General features: G+C 63.0%; 13 protein-coding genes and 4 pseudogenes. 4 read left to right on the top strand and 13 right to left on the bottom strand.

Annotated elements, in window-relative coordinates; all coding sequences use genetic code 11:
* Positions 1-82: 82 nt before the first annotated feature.
* Positions 83-1,120, bottom strand: a complete 1,038-nt coding sequence (pstS, locus tag ACHMW6_RS11755; RefSeq protein ID WP_395407279.1) for a phosphate ABC transporter substrate-binding protein PstS — start codon at positions 1,118-1,120, stop codon at positions 83-85.
* Positions 1,121-1,294: 174 nt separating this feature from the next.
* Here pstS and ppk1 point away from each other — a divergent pair.
* Positions 1,295-3,390 (top strand): annotated as a pseudogene (gene ppk1 / locus ACHMW6_RS11750) (polyphosphate kinase 1).
* A gap of 25 nt (positions 3,391-3,415) precedes the next feature.
* On the top strand, positions 3,416-3,880 hold the full coding sequence (sixA, locus tag ACHMW6_RS11745) for a phosphohistidine phosphatase SixA (protein ID WP_395407278.1): 465 nt from the start codon (positions 3,416-3,418) through the stop codon (positions 3,878-3,880).
* 403 nt (positions 3,881-4,283) lie between these two features.
* On the opposite strand, the gene fliD is transcribed toward sixA, so the two are convergent.
* The 4 genes and pseudogenes from fliD to alr form a co-directional block, all read right to left on the bottom strand.
* Positions 4,284-5,612 (bottom strand): flagellar filament capping protein FliD, encoded by a 1,329-nt coding sequence (fliD, locus tag ACHMW6_RS11740; RefSeq protein ID WP_395407277.1) that lies wholly within the window; start codon positions 5,610-5,612, stop codon positions 4,284-4,286.
* Positions 5,613-5,686: 74 nt separating this feature from the next.
* Positions 5,687-6,007 carry a PilZ domain-containing protein gene (locus ACHMW6_RS11735; RefSeq protein WP_395407276.1) on the bottom strand — a complete coding sequence of 107 codons (321 nt, stop codon included), beginning with the start codon at positions 6,005-6,007 and terminating at the stop codon, positions 5,687-5,689.
* Positions 6,008-6,070: 63 nt separating this feature from the next.
* Positions 6,071-7,451 (bottom strand): annotated as a pseudogene (radA, locus tag ACHMW6_RS11730) (DNA repair protein RadA).
* Between the two features lie 4 nt (positions 7,452-7,455).
* On the bottom strand, positions 7,456-8,544 hold the full coding sequence (gene alr / locus ACHMW6_RS11725; RefSeq protein ID WP_395407275.1) for an alanine racemase: 1,089 nt from the start codon (positions 8,542-8,544) through the stop codon (positions 7,456-7,458).
* A 128-nt stretch (positions 8,545-8,672) separates the two neighbouring features.
* Here alr and lplT point away from each other — a divergent pair.
* Positions 8,673-9,936 (top strand): annotated as a pseudogene (gene lplT, locus ACHMW6_RS11720) (lysophospholipid transporter LplT).
* A 148-nt stretch (positions 9,937-10,084) separates the two neighbouring features.
* Here the strand turns inward: lplT and ACHMW6_RS11715 are convergent.
* The 4 genes and pseudogenes from ACHMW6_RS11715 to tsaB form a co-directional block, all read right to left on the bottom strand.
* Entirely contained in the window at positions 10,085-11,092 is a 1,008-nt protein-coding gene (locus tag ACHMW6_RS11715) for a DUF1853 family protein (RefSeq protein ID WP_395407274.1), read from the bottom strand.
* On the bottom strand, positions 11,076-12,245 hold the full coding sequence (locus ACHMW6_RS11710; RefSeq protein ID WP_395407272.1) for a uracil-DNA glycosylase: 1,170 nt from the start codon (positions 12,243-12,245) through the stop codon (positions 11,076-11,078). The genes ACHMW6_RS11715 and ACHMW6_RS11710 overlap by 17 nt, the downstream gene beginning before the upstream one ends.
* Entirely contained in the window at positions 12,242-12,715 is a 474-nt protein-coding gene (rimI, locus tag ACHMW6_RS11705; RefSeq protein ID WP_395407271.1) for a ribosomal protein S18-alanine N-acetyltransferase, read from the bottom strand. Before rimI ends, ACHMW6_RS11710 begins: the two co-directional genes overlap by 4 nt.
* Positions 12,712-13,420: pseudogene (tsaB, locus tag ACHMW6_RS11700) on the bottom strand (tRNA (adenosine(37)-N6)-threonylcarbamoyltransferase complex dimerization subunit type 1 TsaB). Before tsaB ends, rimI begins: the two are co-directional and overlap by 4 nt.
* 37 nt (positions 13,421-13,457) lie before the next feature.
* Between tsaB and ACHMW6_RS11695 the strand changes: the two are divergent.
* Positions 13,458-13,886 carry a thioredoxin family protein gene (locus ACHMW6_RS11695; protein WP_395407270.1) on the top strand — a complete coding sequence of 143 codons (429 nt, stop codon included), beginning with the start codon at positions 13,458-13,460 and terminating at the stop codon, positions 13,884-13,886.
* 88 nt (positions 13,887-13,974) lie between these two features.
* On the opposite strand, the gene ACHMW6_RS11690 is transcribed toward ACHMW6_RS11695, so the two are convergent.
* Genes ACHMW6_RS11690 through ACHMW6_RS11675 form a run of 4 tightly spaced genes read right to left on the bottom strand, consistent with a single transcriptional unit; the run spans position 13,975 to position 19,373 of the window.
* Entirely contained in the window at positions 13,975-16,164 is a 2,190-nt protein-coding gene (locus tag ACHMW6_RS11690; protein WP_395408586.1) for a molybdopterin cofactor-binding domain-containing protein, read from the bottom strand.
* Positions 16,089-16,244: a hypothetical protein gene (locus ACHMW6_RS11685; protein WP_395407269.1), complete on the bottom strand. Its 156-nt coding sequence runs from the start codon at positions 16,242-16,244 to the stop codon at positions 16,089-16,091. Before ACHMW6_RS11685 ends, ACHMW6_RS11690 begins: the two co-directional genes overlap by 76 nt.
* Positions 16,245-16,257: 13 nt before the next feature.
* Positions 16,258-18,954: an EAL domain-containing protein gene (locus tag ACHMW6_RS11680; RefSeq protein ID WP_395407268.1), complete on the bottom strand. Its 2,697-nt coding sequence runs from the start codon at positions 18,952-18,954 to the stop codon at positions 16,258-16,260.
* Entirely contained in the window at positions 18,870-19,373 is a 504-nt protein-coding gene (locus ACHMW6_RS11675) for a hypothetical protein (RefSeq protein ID WP_395407267.1), read from the bottom strand. Before ACHMW6_RS11675 ends, ACHMW6_RS11680 begins: the two co-directional genes overlap by 85 nt.
* Positions 19,374-19,463 lie beyond the last annotated feature (90 nt).

The following is a 19,463-nucleotide window of genomic DNA, read 5'->3' as shown; positions in this document are numbered from 1 at the left end:
AATGTAGGCTAGCCGGGAAGCCCTGCACTGGACTTCCCGGCTAACCCCCTCGCCGGCTGGCGCGGGCGAGGGGTTGGGCAGATTAGTAGATTGCCTTGCCAGAAGCATCCTTCAGGTTAGCTTTCCAGGAATCCTGGACCAGCTTGACCACGGAAGCAGGCATTGGAACGTAGTCCAGTTCGGTAGCAGCGGCGCCGCCGTTCTTGAAGGCCCAGTCGAAGAACTTCACAACTTCCTTGCCCTTGGCTGCGTCAGCCTGCTGCTTGTGCATCAGGATGAAGGACACGCCGGTGATCGGCCAGGACTGCTTGCCAGCCTGGTCGGTCAGCACTACGCCGAAGCCTGGCGTCTTGGTCCATTCCGCGTTGGCGGCAGCGGCCTTGAAGTTGTCATCATCCGGCTGCAGGAACACGCCATCCTTGTTCTTCAGCTGGGTGTGAGCCATCTTGTTCTTCTTGGCGTAAGCCCACTCAACGTAGCCGATCGCGCCCTTGATACGCTGCACGTTGGCGGCCACGCCTTCGTTGCCCTTGCCACCCACGCCGGTAGCCCACTTCACAGCGGTGCCGGAGCCGATCTTGCTCTTGAACTCAGGGTTGGTCTTGGACAGGAAGTCGGTGAACAGGAAGGAAGTGCCGGAGCCGTCAGCGCGGTGCACCACGGTGATTTCGTCGGCCGGCAGCTTCACGCCAGGGTTCAGGGAAGCGATGGCAGCATCGTTCCACTTGGTGATCTTGCCCAGGTAGATGTCGGCAACAACCGGACCGGTCAGCTTCAGCTGGCCTGGAGCGATACCGTCCAGGTTGACTACGGTTACCACGCCGCCCATGATTGCAGGGAACTGCATCAGGCCGTCCGCTTCCAGTTCTTCCGCCTTCAGAGGCATGTCGGAAGCACCGAAATCGACGGTCTTGGCCTTGATCTGCTTGATGCCGGCGCCGGAGCCGATGGACTGGTAGTTCAGGCCGTTGCCGCTGCTTGCTTTGTAGGCTTCAGCCCACTTGGCGTAGATTGGATAGGGGAAAGTTGCGCCTGCACCGGTCATATCCGCCGCAAAAGCGGTAGCGAACGTCATTGCCGCGGAGGCGCCAACAACGAAGGAGGTCAACAACTGTTTCATACGCATAATCAAAGATCCTCTAGGGGTTGGGGTTTGAATGCTGCGCAGTGTATGACCTGAATATTACAGCTTTATGACATCGATGAAATTCATTTCCCGCTCGTCATAAACCTGTCACATAACATTATTACACTACAATGAGGCCAATGAAACAGTAAGAAAATGATAAGCACAATGAAACCTGAAATCCGTGCAGAAGCGGCCAAACAGGCGATCTTCCTCGATCGTGAAATCTCGCAGTTAGCATTTAACCGTCGCGTGATGGCCCAGGCCGAGGATACTTCGATCCCCGTGCTTGAACGTCTGCGCTATTTATGCATTGTTAGCAGCAACCTGGATGAATTCTTTGAAGTACGGGTTGCCAGCCTGCTGGCGGCGGCGAGTGTGGACGGCGACCTGGCCGAACACCCCGCCCTGCAGGCAAACCTGGCCAAGGTCAGCGAAGAATGCCACGCCCTGGTGCGGCGCCAGTATGAACTCCTGAACACCACCGTCCTGCCTGAACTGAAGGCGCACGGAATTAATATAGTGCGGCACAGCGAGCGCAACGAAGCGCAGCGTGCCTGGGTCAAGGATTACTTCGAACGCGAAGTCCGTCCCCTGCTCACCCCCATCGGCCTCGATCCGGCCCACCCTTTCCCGCAAGTCGTAAACAAGAAGTCTTAATTTCATCGTCGCCCTGAGCGGCAAGGACGCCTTCGGCCGCGGCACGGCAATCGCCATCGTGAAAGCGCCGCGTGTGCTGCCGCGCGTGATCCGCCTGCCGGAGCACCTGTCGCCGAACGGTACATCCTTCTGCCTGCTCTCCTCTATTATTCACGCGCATATATCCGATCTGTTCGTCGGCCGTGAAGTGCTGGCCTATTCCCAGTTCCGGGTGACCCGCGATTCCGACCTGTGGGTGGATGAGGATGAAGTGAAGAACCTGCGCCAGGCCCTGAAGGGCGAACTGCAGGGCCGCCAGTTCGGCACGTCGGTGCGCCTGGAAGTGGCGAAAAACTGCCCGCCGGAGCTCTCGCAATTCCTGCTCGACCAGTTCAGCCTCGACCAGACCCGCCTGTATCAGGTGGACGGCCCCGTGAACCTGGGCCGCCTGAATGAAATCATCGACCAGTCACGCAAGCCCGAACTGCGCTGGCCGCCCTTCGTGCCGGGCGTGCTGAGCAAGACTATCGGCGCCGATATTTTCTCCACCGTGCGCCAGGGCGACGTGCTGCTGCACCACCCTTATCAAAGTTTTCAGACGGTTATCGACTTCATCCGCAGCGCGGCGGCCGACCCGGCCGTGGTGGCGATCAAACAGACCGTCTACCGCACCGGCATGAACTCCGACCTGATGGAATGCCTGATTGCGGCAGCCCGCAGCGGCAAGGAAGTAACGGTGGTGGTGGAACTGATGGCGCGCTTCGATGAAGAAGCCAATATCAATTGGGCGGACAAGCTGGAACAGGCCGGCGCTCAGGTGGTGTACGGCGTCGTGGGGCTGAAAACCCACGCCAAGATCGCCCTCGTGATCCGCCGCGAAGAAGGCGGACTGGCTTACTACGCCCACCTCGGCACTGGCAACTACCATCCGACGACCACCAAGCTGTATACCGATTTCGGCCTGATCACCTGCGATCCGGCCATGGGGCGCGACGTCAACGAGGTGTTCATGCACCTGACCAGCCTGGCCAAGCCGCAAAAAATGAACTACTTGTGGCTGGCGCCCTTCTCGCTCCAGGCGGAAATCATCAAAGCCATCAAAAATGAGGCAAAAATCGCAAAGAGCGGGCGTCCGGCGCGGATTATCGCTAAAATCAATGCATTGACGGACGAACCCGTTATCCGCGCCCTGTACGCCGCCTCCAGGGATGGCGTGAAGATCGACCTGATTGTGCGCGGCGCATGCACGCTGAAGCCGGGCGTGCCGGGGCTATCGGAAAACATCCGGGTGCGCTCGATCATTGGGCGCTTCCTGGAACATAGCCGAATTTATTACTTCCGCAACGACCTGGCGCACGATATCTACCTGGCCAGCGCGGACTGGATGAACCGCAACCTGCTGCGACGCATCGAGGTGGCATTCCCGGTCCTTGACCGGCGCCTGAAGCGCCGCGTACTTGCGGAAGGTTTGAACCCTTACCTGAAGGACAACTCCAATACGTGGGAGCTTGAACCTGACGGCCACTACCAGCGCCGCAAAGCGCGCGGCAAGCAAAAGAGCGTTCAGCGCCCAGCAGCACCTGATGGAGACCTTGGGCAGTCCGGCCGTCCAGGCCGCCGATTGAGAGTCTGCATATGGGAGGACGTCGTATGGACCTGATCTTGTGGCGGCACGCAGAAGCGGAGCCGGGCGGGCCTGATTTGCCCGATATGGAACGTGCCCTTACGCCCAAGGGCCAGAAACAGGCACGCCGCATGGGCCAGTGGCTGGATTCCCAGCTGCCGGAATCCTGCCGTGTGCTGGTCAGCCCGGCGGTGCGTACGGTACAGACGGCCGAGGGCCTGGGCCGCAAGTACAAGACCCATCCCGATCTCGCGCCGGATGCTGATCCGGAAGACATCCTGAAGGCGGCCAACTGGCCAAATTCCAAGGAAGCCGTGCTGATCGTCGGCCACCAGCCTACCCTGGGCCAGGTCGCTTCGCTGCTGTTGACGGGCGAAGAGCAGGACTGGGAAATGAAGAAAGGCGCGGCCTGGTGGTTTGTGATGCGCGAAACCGACGATCCGAGCACCCTCTACCTGAAAGCGGTCATGCAGGCCGATCTCGTGAAGTGACTTCAGCACGCCCGTGCTTGAAATTGCTTCTTTGCCTGCTAAATTTTAGTTGTATCAACTGAGGAGCAGCTACCGGCAACGGCAGCTGGATTGCTATGTGGACCCTGTTTACTCTGGGGATCTTCGGGGCAATGATCGCGTTGATTGCGTATGAAATTGTGTCCGAATCCCGTGGAGGACATCACAAGCTGGTCGACCGCTACCACGAGTAGAATAGCGCTTCCATGAAGCCAGGCTCCGCAGCCATTTCGGCCGGCGGGGCCTTTTCGATTTTCCCCGGTCTGCACAAATGCGGCGGGGCTAGGCGCCCCCATATGATCCGCCCTACACGCCATTGGTGAGCGGACTGTTCAGCACAGCGTAGGGCGGATCATTGATCCGCCGTCTCACCGCAGTCGTTAGCTCACGCAAAGAAATCAAACAGCGACCGCGCCCCGCCCGTATAGCCGGGCAAGCCCAGCAGCCCGGAATCCGAGCCCTGCGCCTCCTCCTGGGTATATAGCTGCGCCAGCGCCTGCGCCTGCACCGTGAGCGCCTGCGCCAACTGGGTCTTCTTCGAATTCAACGACGCCACTTCCTTGCCGACCTGGGTGGCCTCACGGCGGATCACACCACTGCTGCCCGTCAGCGCATCGATTTTCTTGTCGAGCTGGTCGGCGATCCCCCTGCCCTCATTGGTGAACAGCTTCGCCACGCCTTCCGGATCGGCCGCCACGGCCGCGTTCAGCTTCTTCTCATCCAGCTGGAGCTTGCCGCCTTCGAAGGTCAGGCCAGCCTCGGCCAGCTTGGCGGCCGAGGTGCCGCCGCCCGTCCTGACCAGTTGTTCGAGCTGGCTGGCGGCCTGGTTCAGGGCCGTGTCGCCCTTCAGGTCACCCTTCTGCAGCGCGGCCAGCTTGTCGCCCAGCGCGTTAAAGCCGGCCACGAAGGCGCTGACGTTTTTAGCGATCTGGGCGCTGTCCGTGCTGATAGCAACGTCGGCTTTGCCCTTCCCTTGCAGATTGAGCGTGACGCCCGGAATAACGCTTTCCACCGCGTTATCTGCGCTGCGAACTTCCTTGCCGTCCACGGTCAGCACGGCATCCTGCGCCGCCTGGCTCTGCGTGAGATTATTAAACAGGTTCTTCACGCCCGCATCGCCGGTCACGCTGAACTTCAGGCTGTTCGCTTCACCGCTCGCGCTGCGCACTTGCAGCGCATAGCCGGTGCCGGCCTTGACGACGCTGGCGTCAAGGCCCGCATCCTTCAGCGCGCCCACAATGCCGCTCAGGGTGTCGTTGCGGCTGTCGATGGTGATCGTCTTGTCGCCAACCTTAATGGCGGCGGCGCCGCCCGTGCCGACTTTCGTGTCCGCCGAAGCCAGCACGGCGCCATTGAGGATCTGCCCCTGCGCCAGCTGGCTGACTTCGATCTTGTAAGTGCCGGCCTTGGCGCTGGCCGAAGTGGCCGCGCCCAGCACGCCCTTGGTTGACACGCTGGCGCTCGTGCTGAGCCCGGTGCCAGCGAGGCTGTCGGCAATACCCTGGAACACGGACAGCGCACTCTGCAGCTGCCCCAGTCCGGACAGCCTGGCCTGGCTGCTGGCCAGGCTGGTGTTCAGCTTGTTGACCACGCCCTTCTGGCTGGCCAGGGCTTGCTCGACGCGCGCCGCCACCGTGGGCGACAGCGAAGTGGATAGCCCGGCAGCGCCGGTGTTACCGTAGGTCGCGTTGAGTAGATTACTGACGTTGTTCATGGCTTCAATACTGGACAGGATTACATCATTGTCCAGTATAACCCCGGTAATCAAAGCGCGAAATAAACCAGTAATTACCGCATGAATTTGGTGATGGCGCCGGCGGCGTCATTGTCCAGCGGCAGGAAAGTGAATCCCAACTTGAACTCGTCGCCGCTGAAAATGCAGTGGGTAGCCTTGCCGCGCACGCTAACCAGCTGCGGCTTACCATCCACCAGCATTTCAAACACGATCTGGCCCGTCTGGCCAATGATCACCCTGCTCTCCGAGGTCAGCGACATCCCGGCCAGGCCGAGATCAAACGTCCGCGCATGGGCCGGGCCAGCGCCGTCCATCACGATCATCGCTTTTACGCGCAGGATTTTGCGCGCCCCTTGCCTGCTATCGACCAACATTTCACTTCTTCCAATGTTTCTCAAAAGTGTAATATTGTACTGCGCATTCAAACTTGATAGGGATCAAGTTAAGTCCAGTTCGCGTAACCGGCTGAAGGCATCGTCGATACGCTCGACCGGGATGATGGTCATGCCCTCGATCGGCTGCTTGGGCGCGTTGGCTTTCGGGATCATTGCTACCGAAAATCCCAATTTTGCCGCTTCGCGCAGGCGCTCCTGGCCCCGCGGCGCCGGGCGGATTTCACCGGCCAGGCCCACTTCGCCAAACACCACGAACCCGCGCGGCAGCGGCTTGTTGCGCATCGATGAGTTAATCGCCAGCAGCACGGCCAGGTCGGCAGCCGGCTCGGGTAATCTTCACCCCGCCGACCGCATTGATGAATACATCCTGGTCGAAGGCCGCGATCCCGGCGTGACGGTGCAGCACCGCCAGCAGCATCGCCAGGCGGTTTTGCTCCAGGCCGACGGAAAGCCGGCGCGCGTTGGGCAGATGGCTGGCGTCCACCAGTGCCTGGATTTCCACCAGCAGCGGACGCGTGCCCTCCTGGGTCACCATCACCACCGAACCCGGCACCTGGCTGTCGTGCTGGGACAGGAACAACGCCGACGGATTCGACACGCCTTTCAGGCCCTTCTCCGTCATTGCAAATACACCCAGCTCATTCACAGCGCCAAAGCGGTTCTTGATGGCGCGGATCAGGCGGAAGCTTGAATTGTTATCACCCTCGAAGTACAGCACGGCATCCACGATGTGCTCCAGCACGCGCGGGCCGGCCAGCGAACCCTCTTTCGTCACGTGCCCGACGAGGATGATGGTGACGCCGGTCATTTTCGCCATCCGGGTCAGCTGTGCCGCGCATTCCCGCACCTGGGCCACCGAACCGGGGGCCGAAGTCAGCGCGTCCGAATACAGGGTCTGGATCGAGTCGATTACAGCAACCTGCGGCTTCAGCTCGTTCAGCGTACCGAGGATTTTCTCCAGCTGGATTTCAGCCTGCAGCTTCAAGTCCTTGGCGTCCACGGCAAGGCGCTTGGCACGCAGCGCGATCTGGGCGCCGGATTCTTCGCCGGATACGTAGAGCACGCTCTTCACCTGGGACATATTCGCCAGCGCCTGCAGCAGCAGCGTGGACTTGCCGATGCCCGGATCGCCGCCTATCAGCACCACGCCACCTGACACCAGGCCGCCGCCCAGCACGCGGTCGAATTCCTCGATGCCGGTGCCGAAGCGCGGCACGTCCATCGCTTCGATATCCTGCAGCGACAGCACAGGCGCCGTTTGCGCCAGCGACTGCGGGGTCTGCGAGAAGCGGTTGACGCCGGCGCTTTCGATAACGGTCTCCACCATCGTGTTCCACTGCTGGCAGGACGAGCACTGGCCCGTCCACTTGCTGGACACGCCGCCGCACTCGCTGCAGGTGTAATTAGTCTTTGCCTTTGCCATCGTCTTACGCCTCAACCACCCGCACGCGCGGCGCCACGGCACACATCAGCTCATAGCCGATGGTGCCGGCAGCGGTGGCCACGTCATCGATCGGCAAGCCTTTGCCCCACAGGATCACGGGGCTGCCAACCTTCGCGTCCGGCACCGGGCCGAGGTCGACGGTCAGCATGTCCATCGACACGCGGCCCACGATGCGGGTGCGCACGCCGTTGACCAGCACCGGCGTATCGACCGGCGCGTGGCGCGGATAGCCGTCCGCATAGCCGCAGGCCACCACGCCGATGCGCATCGGGCCTTCGGCTTCGAAGCGACTGCCGTAGCCGACGAAATCGCCGCGGGCGATGTCCTGCACGCCGATCAGTTCGCTGGCCAGGGTCATCGCCGGCAGCAGGCCGAATTCCTCGGCCGTCTTGCCGCCGGGCGTTCCGCCGTACAGCATGATGCCGGGGCGGATCCAGTCGCTCGGCAACGCCTCGCCCATCTCCGGCATCTGGAAAATGCCGGCCGAATTGGACAGGCTGCGCTCGCCCGGAATGCCGGCGGTAGCGGCCTGGAAGCGGCGGATCTGTTCGTCGATCGGCATGCAGGGATGAGCGCGCTCGTCGGCGTTGGCGAAGTGCGTCATCAGCGTGATTTCGCCGACCTGGGGCAGCGCGCGCAGGCGCTCGTAAGCGGCGGCATAGGCTTCGGGCTTGAAACCAAGGCGGTTCATGCCCGTGTTGATTTTCAGGTGCACATTGACGGCGCGCGGCAGGCGGGCCGACTCCAGGATGTCGATCTGCTCATTGCAGTGGACGGCGCCATTGATGTCGTGCTCGGCCATCATTTCCACGTCGGCCGCGTCGAAGAAACCTTCCAGCAGCAGGATGGGCTTGGTCCAGCCCAGCTGGCGCAGGCGCAACGCATTGTCCGGTTCGATCAGCGCCAGTCCGTCGGCATCGGCAAAGCCGCGCATGGCGCGCTCCAGGCCATGCCCGTAGCCGTTGGCCTTCACCACGGCCCAGGTTTTGGACAGCGGCGCACAGGCGCGCGCACGGGCCAGATTGTGTTTCATGGAGTCAATGTGGATGCGTGCTTCAATTGGCCTTGGCATGCTTTAAAACCGGGCTGAAAAGGAAGTTCGCATTTTACATTAGGGTCCGCTTAACAGCTTCCCGATTTCTTGGGAAACCATCCTTTCCATGGTATAAAGCATCCCGAGATAAGTTTTCGGGCCCCAGAATGAATCGTGGTTTTTACACCATCATGGCAGCGCAGTTTTTTTCGTCGCTGGCAGACAATGCTCTGCTTTTCGTGGCGATCGACCTGCTCGTTTCCATGAAATCCCCGGCGTGGATTACGCCGCTGCTGAAGCTGTCTTTTGTGCTCTTTTACGTGCTTTTGGCCGCATTTGTCGGGGCTTTCGCGGACGCTTTGCCCAAGGGCCGGGTGATGTTCATCGCCAATCTGATCAAGATACTGGGCTGCGCGCTGATTTTCTGGCACATCCATCCATTGGCCGCTTATGCTGTCGTCGGCTTTGGCGCCGCCATTTATTCGCCGGCCAAATACGGCATCCTGACCGAATTACTTCCACCCGAGAAACTTGTTGCCGCAAATGGATGGATTGAGGGCCTGACTGTTACATCGATTATTCTCGGCACCGTGATGGGCGGCGCGCTGGTCAGCGGCAAAGTCGCCGCTTCGCTGCTTGCAATCGACGTGCCTTATATCGAAACCGGCATTAACACCAGCACCGAAATTGCGTTGTGCGTGGTGGGCGTGACCTATGTGCTGGCCGCCATTTTCAACCTGAAGATTCCCGATACCGGTTGCGTTTACGAACATCAGGAACGCAACCCACTCAAGCTGATCACCGACTTTTCCAACTGCTGCGTGATCCTGTGGAAGGACAAGCTGGGCCAGATCTCCCTCGCCGTGACCACCCTGCTTCTGGGGCGCCGGCGCCACCCTGCAACTGATCGTGCTGGAGTGGGCCAAGAAGTCGCTCAATATGACGTTCGACAAGGCAACCAGCACCGTGGGCGTGGTGGCAATTGGCGTGGCGCTGGGCGCGGCGCTGTCGGCCCGTTTCATCACGCTGCGCAAGTCACTGACGGTGATCCCGCTGGGCATTGCCATGGGCCTGATTGTGATGGGCATGGTGCTGGTTGACAGCGTGTACCTGGCCTATCCGCTGCTGATCCTGATCGGTGTGCTGTCCGGCTTCTTTGTGGTGCCGATGAACGCACTGCTGCAGCACCGCGGACACGTGCTGATGAGCGCGGGACATTCGATTGCTGTGCAGAACTTTAACGAGAATCTGTCGATCCTGACGATGCTGGCGATGTATTCGCTGATGCTGCGCCTGCACCTCGATCTGAATGCCATCATTGTGCTGTTCGGGCTGTTCGTCGCCGGGACCATGTTGATGATCATGCGTATTCATGCGGCGAATCAGCGGGAGCATGATTCGCTGGCCTTGATCGGCGAGCACAAACACTAACTCTGCGCACACACGGCGGATCAATGATCCGCCCTACACGTCCCTCATGGGACGCTCCCCCATTTGCACCACGACGTATCAGGCCAAAGGGCTGTAGGGCGGATCATTGATCCGCCGTCTGTGATCCGTCCGCGGCGTCGGGCCCGCATCACCCTGGCAACGCGCCGCTTTCGCGCCGCACCTGCGCGCGGGTGCGCCAATCGTCGGGGACGACGAAACAGCGTTCGATCTCCACCAGCCAACCACCCTCCTCCTCCACGGTCGCAACCATGACCGGCGACGGGTCGGCCGCAAATTTCTCCGCGAGCGTCTGCAGCAGCAGCTCGCGCGAAAGCGGCGCGGGTGTCGGGGGAAGTTGCGTGGCGTCGGGCGCCGGCCTGGCGGCGGTAATCTTGAGCGGAGCAAGCCACTGCAACCGTGGCATCACCACAAACTGCTCGCCGGCCGCCGCGGCCTGCGCGGACAAAGTCCGCCAGTGTCCCCGGCAATGGTCCGGCGATACGCCCTCGATGCGCCACTCCCTGCCCTCCTCAAAGAACAGCCATCCCTTGACCAGCGCCTGCGCCAGCGCAACCGGCTCGGACAGCAAGGTCAACGCGGCCGGGTGCTGCGACAGCTGCAGCTGGTGCTCGAAGATCTTGCGCATCTTCAGTCCCAGCGTATCGGCGAGGTTGGGGCCGACAAGGTGGTTGAAATTGCCGGGGTCGGGCGGGCCGTCCAGCAGATAGAACTTGGTGGCGAATTCGATGTGGCGCAGCCGGCCGTCCTCGCGCAGCAGGAAGTCGAACTCGCCCACGGTTTCGTTGCGCGCAGTGCGGACCTGCAGGCCGTGCGCGGCCAGCACGCCCTGGTGGGCGAAATAGAAGGCCATCAGCTTTTCGGCGTACAGGCCAAGCCGCGAGTAGAAGCGGCTGCCCAGCGCCAGCTCGACCGGGGACGGGTCGGCGTCGAGATCGGCCAGCCAGTTCGCGACCTGCGGCGTGATGGGGCCGAGCGAGGCGATCTGGTTTTGCCAGTAGGGGCTTTGACGATCCAGCAGGTCGGGCGAGTCGAGCAGCCAGGCCAGCGCGCGCACATGGGGGCGCGTCAGGTGGCCCCATGTGCGCCGGAAGCGCGCCTGGTAGTTGGTGAGTTCCTGTTTAGCGGCGTCCGGCATGGGCGGACTTGGCCAGGCAAAGGTCAGCCCATGCCTTGGCCTTTTCTTCGGGACGATTGAGCAAGTCGGCCGGGTGGAAAGTCGCCACCACCGGCGTTTCGCCGTGCATCATGATGCGGCCGCGCGCGGCGGCGCCCAGCAGGCCCTTGCCTGCTGCGTGTCCCAGCGCCACGATCACCTTGGCCTGCGTGAGCTGCAGCTCGCGTTGCAGGTAGGGACGGCAGGCTTGCAGCTCTTCCTGCGTTGGCGCGCGGTCGTCGCTCGGACGGCATTTCACCAGCGTGGTCACATAGGCGCCGCTGGCGGTGCTCTGGTTCACGGCGCGCAGCATATTGTCGAGGAGTTTGCCGGGCTTGGCGGTGATCGGCTCGGCGTATTCTTCGTCGTCAGCGTTTGGCGCGCTGTCCAGCACCAGCCAGGTGGCGTGCTCGTCGCCCCTACCCGTGACGGCGGCTTCTCTTGTTTCGCACAGGCCGCAGCGCGTGCACGCCTTTACTGCGGCTTGCAGGGTTGGCCAGTCCATTGCCGCGATTTCTTCATCCGTGACTGGACCGCTTAATGCCGGGCGGCGCACCGGAGCGGCTGCTGCTGGCACGTCGTCGAACCAGGCATCATCCGACTTTGGCGACTGCTGCCGTTCATCCGCCTGATCTGCGTCAGCGCGTGCCTGCGCAGCAGCCGGCGGCTGTGCAGCCGCAATCGGCCGCGGTTGCGCTTCCGGCCGTGGCGCGACAGGCGGCGCGTCGTCCCACGCCGATTCGGGCGCTGGCGTGCGCGCTGGCGACGGCTGGCGCGCAGCATCCGGCGCTTGCGCGGCGGCGGACGGCTTTGCCGCGGCCGGAGCGTCTTCCAACGCGGCATCGGGTGCAGGCGCAGCGGCGCGGGCTTGCGCGAGGGCGCCGTCCCACTCGGCGTCGGGCGCGGACACAGGGGTGGGCGTCGGCTGGGCGGCGGGCGGCGCGGACTGGGCGGCGGGTTGCGCCGGCGGGACGGCAGCAGCGACCGTGGTCACGGGCGCGGGCGTGGCGTCGGCGAGCGCGGCATCGACCGGGGCGGAATACCCCGCGGCCGGCCGATTGCGCAGGCGCCACTGCACGCCCACGCCCATTTCATCCAAAAACACCGCGCTGCGGTGCGGCAGCAATCCGCTCATAGGCTGTAACGCATCACGATTGCGTCCTCGCGAGTCTGGTTGGCCGCGGGGTAGTAGCCCTTGCGGCGGCCGATTTCATTGAATCCATAGCGCTGGTAAATCTGCAGCGCGCGCACGTTGGACGGTCGCACCTCAAGCAGCATGGACTCCATGCCCAGTCCGCGCGCCAGCGCGACCGACTGGTTCAGCAGGAAGCGCCCGAGGCCCTTGCCCTGCCAGGGCGCGGACACGGCCACATTCAGCAAATGCGCCTCGTCGACAATGGCCATGATCAGGAAGTAGCCAAGCAGTTCACGGTCCTGCGCGCGCAGCACCCATGCCTGGTAGCCCTGGGACAGCGAATCGGCAAAATTGGCGCGCGTCCACGGATGCGGATACACGGCGCGCTCCACGGCGACCACTTCGTCCAGATCCGCCTCCTGCATCGGCTCGTACACCAGCCGCGCCAGATCCCATACCTGCTGCTTCATGCCTGCGACGCCTTCATTTCCGCGCGCTCTTCCTTCGTGTACGCGACCTTGTTGCGCAGGTAGAGCGGCTGCGCCTGCGCGGCGGGCACGGCGTGGCCTTGTTCGAACAGGCGCGCGCCGAGGCGGGCGATTTGCACGGCGTGCGGCATGATGGCCGCGTCGGCGCCGGCCGCGAAAGGCTTGCCAGCAAAGGCTTCTGCGTAAGCCGAGAAGCCGTTGCCGCAGGCGGACAGAGGAGCAGCGGAGTCGGCGGGGGCGACGTCGGCGGGCGCGGAGAGCGCGGGGGGCAGCGTGGCAACGGGTGTGTCGCCGTCGAAGCGGTACTGCGCCCAGTACACCTCATTCATGCGTGCATCGAGCACGGCCAGCACGGCATCGGCGCCGTGGGCCTGGCGGCAGGCGAGCGCCATCGCGTCCAGGGTCACGACAGGCACCAGCGGCAGGCCCGCGCCAAAGCCCAGGCCCTGCGAAATGCCGCAGGCCGTGCGTACGCCGGTGAAGGAGCCGGGACCGGCGCCATAGGCGATCGCGTCGCAATCGCGCAGCACGATGCCCGCCTCGTCCAGCAGCTCCTGCACCATGGGCAGCACCGGACTGCGAGTGCGTGCGCACGCCGGAGGATTCGCGGAAGATTACCTCCCCGCCGCGCAGCAGCGCGCAGGAGGCCATTTCAGAGGACGTTTCAATGGCAAGAATGATAGGCATAAGCGGTATTTTAACCTGCCATGTACAATACGTCCCCATGCACAGCACTACTTTACACGCCGACAACCGCGCCGAAGTGGCAGCCGCCCTGGCCCAGGACCGCCTGATCGTGGCCTGCCTGTGCGCAGCGTGGTGCGGCACCTGTTCCAGCTACCGCGCGGTGTTCGATGAGCTGGCCGCGCGCCATCCCGACAAATACTTCCTGTGGGTCGATATCGAGGACCATGCGGATATCGTGGGCGACCTGGATGTCGAGAACTTCCCTACCCTGCTGATCCAGAAACACGAGAACGTGGCCTTTTTTGGGACCATGCTGCCGGATCCGAACGTGGCGCACAGGCTGATCGAGACGCAGGCGGAGCTTGGCGATGAGGAGCTGGCGCGGCAGGCGGCGAGCACGCCGGAACGGCAGCAGTGGCAGAGGGATTGCAATCTCCGCGTCCTGCTGGCAGCGGCGGATCAATGATCCGCCCTACGCGCCGTCGACGGCACCACGGGATAAGGCCCGAAGGGCTGTAGGGCGGATCATTGATCCGCCGTGAACGGCCGCGAAATCAAACCAGGCGCAAAGGCAAGCTGCGCAAACGTTGCCCGGTCAATTTGAACACGGCATTCGCCACGGCCGGCGCAACGGGCGGCACGGGCGGCTCGCCGACGCCTTGCGGCGGCTCGGTGCTGAGGATGATCACGGTCTCCACATGCGGCGCCTCGTTCATGCGCGGCACGGGATAATCGCCGAAATTGGTTTGCTGGACCTTGCCGTCCCTGATCGTCACCTCGCCGCCCAGCGTGGCGGACAACCCGAAAATCACGCCCGACTCCACCTGCTGCGCGATCAGGTTCGGATTCACGGCCATGCCGCAGTCGATCGCGCACACCACGCGGTGCACGCGGATCTGCTTGTCCACCACCGATATTTCCGCAACCTGCGCCACGATGCTGCCGTAGGAATGATGCAGCGCGACGCCATGTGCGCGCCCCTTGGGCGGCGTACCGGCCTTGTGGATAGCGGCATTCAGCACGGCCAGGTGGCGCGGATGGTTGAACAGCATGGCGCGGCGGAATTCCACCGGGTCCTTGCCCGCCGTGGCGGCCATTTCGTCGATGAAGCTTTCCTTGAAAAAGGCATTGTGGGAGTGGCCCACAGCACGCCAGTTCCCCAGCGGGACCGCGCTATCGACGGAAACGTGGCTGATGCGCTGGTTGGCAATCTCGTACTGCATATCGAACAGGCCCTCGGACGTATGCTTTTCCGGCCCCATGACGGGCAAACCGAGGTTCCGCTTCAGGAACTGGTGCACCAGCACGCCGCTGACGCTGCGCGCCTCCCAGCTGATGATATTGCCGCCCTCGTCCAGCCCCGCCGTCATGCGCGCCATCGCCGCCGGGCGGTAGATGTCATGGGTCATGTCTTCTTCGCGCGTCCAGATCACCTGCACGGGTGCGCCCTTGCATTCGCGGGCAATGGCGACGGCCTGCGCCACCATGTCCACTTCCAGGCGGCGCCCGAAACCACCGCCCAGCAAATGCTCGCTCAGGACGACGTCCGATTCCTTTACCCCACCGACAATGGCCGCGATGCGCACGGCGAAGGTGGGCGCCTGGGTGCCCAGCCACAGGTACACCTTGCCATCCTTCACCTGGGCCGTGCAGTTGACGGGTTCCATCGTCGCGTGGGCCAGGAAAGGCACGCGGTATTCGGAATGGATAGTGCGCAGTGCGTCGCCCGCCCTGGCCATATCGCCGCGGCTGTAGTAGGTGTATCCGTCTTCCCTGGCCAGCGCCGCCGTGAAATCGGCGTAAATGCGCTCACTGGACAGGGCGCCGTTGCCGCCGTCGTTCCAGCGGATCGGTAGCGCCGTAGCAGCCTGGCGCGCCTGCCACCAGCTGCGCGCCACCACGGCCACGCCGGCGCCGGCCCCGCTCTTTTCCTGCAGCGCGCCACTGAAATCGATCACGGCCAGCACGCCGGGCATGGACAGCACATCGGCCGGATTGATGCCCTGGATCGAGCCGCCGATATGGGGCGACATGCGCACCGCCGCGTACACCATGCCATCCAGCCGCACATCGATGCCGAACTTCGCGCTGCCATCGACCTTGACGGGCGTATCGCGGCGCGGCACGCTGCTGCCAATCAGGCGGAAGCTGTGCACGTCCTTCAGGATCACTTTATGCGGCTTGCCGATCGCGGCGCGCGCCACCATGCTGCCGTAGCTGGCTTTCTTGCCGCTGATGTCGTGATAAAGATGGGAATCTTCCGTGCGGACCTGTTCAGGCGGCACCTTCCACTGGCGCGCCGCTTCGGCAACCAGCAGCGCACGCGCCGTGGCGCTGGCTTCGCGCAGCGGACCCCAGGAATCGGCAATGCTGGACGAGCCGCCCGTCAGGTTCACGCCCAACTCACGGCCCACCTTCTGGAACATCCATTCCGTGAACTCCTGCACCTTTCCGCTTTCATCCGGATGGAAGTGCCAGTTGTCGCGCATCACGGTCAGGTTGCTGTAGATCTTGTCGATCGGCGCCTGCACCAGCCGGATCGAAGACAGCGGCACATCCAGCTCCTCCGCCACCAGCATCGGCAAGGCGGTATGCACGCCCTGCCCCATCTCGGCGCGATGCATGGCCAGGGTGACGGTGTTGTCAGGCGCAATGGCGATCCAGCCATTCAGCGCCACGGCGTCTTCTCCACCGGCAGCTTTGCCTTGCTGTGCAGGCGCTGGCGCGGCGGCGCAACGCCCCAGCCCACGACCATCGCGGCGCCCGCAACGGCAACGCCGCTCAGCAGGAAGCGCCTTCTCGAAATACGGGACGGCTTCAGCATCTGCGAGTCTCCCTTATGGCAACCAGCGCTGCAGCAAATCCTCCGGCATCACCGGGCGGCTGTAGAAATAGCCCTGCGCCTGGTTGCAGCCGTGGCGCAGCAGGAAGGCCGCCTGTTCATCGGTCTCCACGCCTTCCGCAATCACGGACAGGTTCATGCTCTTGCCCAGCTGGATGATCGCGATGGCGATCGCTTCGTCGTTGACGTCCGTCGAAATATCCTTGATGAAAGAACGGTCGATCTTCAACGTCTGCACCGGCATCTGCTTCAGGTAGGCAAGCGAAGAATAACCCGTTCCGAAATCATCGATCGCCAGGGAGACGCCTACCGCGTGCAGGTCGTTGATGAAGGCCAGCGCGTCGCCCGTGTTCATGATCAGGGACTCGGTCACTTCCAGTTGCAGGCGGTGCGGCTCCAGTCCCGTTTCGGCCAGGATGTCGCGCACCATGGCCACCATCGAGCCGCGCTCGAACTGCTTGGCCGAGAGGTTGACGGCGATCTTCGGCACCACCAGGCCGCCCTCCTGCCAGCGCACCATCTGGCGGCAGGCTTCGTACAAGACCCACTTGCCCAGCTGGTTGATGAAGCCTGTGTCCTCGGCCAGCGGGATGAAGCGGATCGGCGGCACCAGGCCCAGTTCCGGATGATTCCAGCGCACCAGTGCTTCCACGCCGATCAGGCGACCGGTGTCGATTTCGACCTGCGGCTGGTAGTTCAGGAAGACTTCTTCCTTTTCGATCGAGCGGCGCAGGAAGGTTTCCAGGCGCAGGCGCTCCACGCCCTCCCCCGTCATCGACGGTGCGTAGAAGCGGTAGCCGTTGCGGCCACGCGCCTTGGCCTGGTACATGGCCACGTCCGCATTGCGGATCAGCATATTCAGGTCGGAGGCATCGGCCGGGAACAGCGAGATCCCCACCGAGCAAGTCACGAACAGTTCGTGACCGGCCACCATGAAAGGCTGCTCGAACATGCCGACCAGCTTTTCGGCGACCAGGCTGGCGCCGTACTGGCCATCCACATTCTCCAGCAGCACGATGAATTCGTCACCGCCCAGGCGCGCCAGCGTATCGCCTTCGCGCAGCTTGTCGGACAGCGCCTGCGCCACCTGTTTCAGCAGCTCGTCGCCGACATGGTGGCCCAGCGTGTCGTTGACGTTCTTGAAGCGGTCCAGGTCAATGAAGAGCAGCGCCAGCTGCTCATTGTCGCGCGTAGTGCGCTGGATGGCGTGCTGCAGGCGGTCGTGGAACAGCAGGCGGTTCGGCAGCTGGGTCAGCGGATCGTGGTGGGCCAGGTGGTCCAGCTTTTCCTGCGATTCCTTGACCAGGGTGATGTCGCTGAACACGCCCACGTAGTGCGTGGTGATGCCGCGCGTGTCGCGCACGGCGGTCAAGGTCAGCCACTCAAGGTATTGCTCGCCGTTCTTGCGCAGGCACCAGATCTCGCCGCGCCAGTAGCCGGTGTTGACCAGTTCCTTCCACAGCTCCTGGTAGAAGTTTTCGTCATGGCGGCCGGAGCGCGTCAGGTTGCGGTCCTGGCCCAGGGCCTCCGCTTCGGTGTAGCCGGTAATCTGGGTGAAGGCCGGGTTCACGGCCACGATCGTGCCTTTTTCGTCGATCACCATCACGCCATCGGCAATGTGCTCCAGCACCGTGGCCGAGAGGCGCAGCTTCTCTTCCGCTTCCTTGCGCGACGTGATATCGGCGTAGACCCAGATCGAGCCGTCGTTGGGGCGGTTCTGGTCGATCGCACAGCCGGACACCATGCACCAGAACAGCGTGCCGTCGCGGCGGCGGTAGTGGCGCTCTTCGCTGAAGTACTCGCCCGCACCCAGCGTCGGGTACTGGCGGGCGCCGGCCGTTTCAAAGTCGAAGGAGGTCGGGAACACGATGGCCGTCGAGCAGCCCACCATCTGACCCGGCTCGTAGCCGAACACCTCTTCGCAGCGGCGGTTGACGGAAACGATGGTCCGGTGGCGCACGAACATCACGCCGAACATCACGTTGTCCAGGATCGCGCTCTGCTCGGCCAGCAAGCCTTCGATGCGCATTTCATTGTGCTTGCGCTGGCTGATGTCGGAGATGATGCCGTCGACCCAGGGCGTCTGGCCGTTCTCGCCCATTTGCGGCTGGCCGTTTTCCGCCACCCAGCGCTCGGTGCCGGTGGCGTCGATGATGCGGTATTCGATTTCGTAAGGTTTGCCGTCCGCGATCGCTGCCACCACGGTGCGGCGCTGGCGTTTGCGGTCTTCCGGGCAGATCAGGTTGGCCCAGGCGTGCGTGGTGCTGCGCATGAACTGGGAAGCGGAATAGCCGGAGATGTCCTCGATGGCGTCCGACACGAAGTCGATCGGGCCATCGGGACGGAAGCGGAACACGGCGCCCGGCACCTGGGTCACGATGGTGCGGAAGCGCTCTTCGCGCTGGCCGATGTCTTCGAACAGGTGCTTGATCGCCACCCGCATCTGTTCCAGCTGGCTGGCCAGGCGGCCCAATTCGTCGCTGCCGCGCAAGTCCATGCGGGTTTCGAAATCGCCATGCGACAGGCGGTCGGAGAAGCGCATCAGCTTGCGCAGGGGTTTCAGCAGGCGCGAATTCAGGAACAGCACGATCAGCACCAGGGAGATCGTCAGCTGGGCCGCCAGCACAAAGACATAGGACAGCTGCTTGTCGCGCAGCTCGGCCTGGCTCTTGGCATCGTCCATCTCGACCATGATGCGTCCGATTTCTCGCCGCGCACCAGGATCTCGCGCTCGGCGCGGTAGACATTGCCGATGGCCCTCTTGGGCGCTTCCAGGCGCATGAACTGGGTGTCGGCCTGGCCGGTCACTTCGACCTTGATCACCGAACGGTCGCGCATGACCGACTCCACCAGCGAATGGGCCGATTCGGCATTCATATTCCACAGGGATTCCTGCATGCCGAGGGCGAGGATGTCGGCGTTGCGCTGCAGCGATTCGTTCAGCGCCGTGCGCGCCGATTGCTGCTCATGGACGCCGATCAGGAGGTAGCTGCCAATCATCGCTGGTATGACCAGCCCACCGAAGACCACCAGTAGCAAAGCGCCATAGATGGAAAGTCCGTACAAGGCGCCGAGGCGGGTTCGCAGTTTTCGGTAAAAGTGGCTAGCCATGCAGGACGGTGGAGTTGAAAAAATACCCCAGCAGCAATTATGCACGGAATTCAAGGGCGTAGTCACCCTATTCCGAGCATTCTTGCTATG

The sequence above is a fragment of the Pseudoduganella sp. UC29_106 genome (assembly GCF_044055365.1).
Lineage (GTDB): Bacteria > Pseudomonadota > Gammaproteobacteria > Burkholderiales > Burkholderiaceae_D > Rugamonas.
The sequence above is the reverse complement of the archived record's forward strand: the minus strand, read 5'-3'. Positions and strand labels throughout refer to the sequence as shown.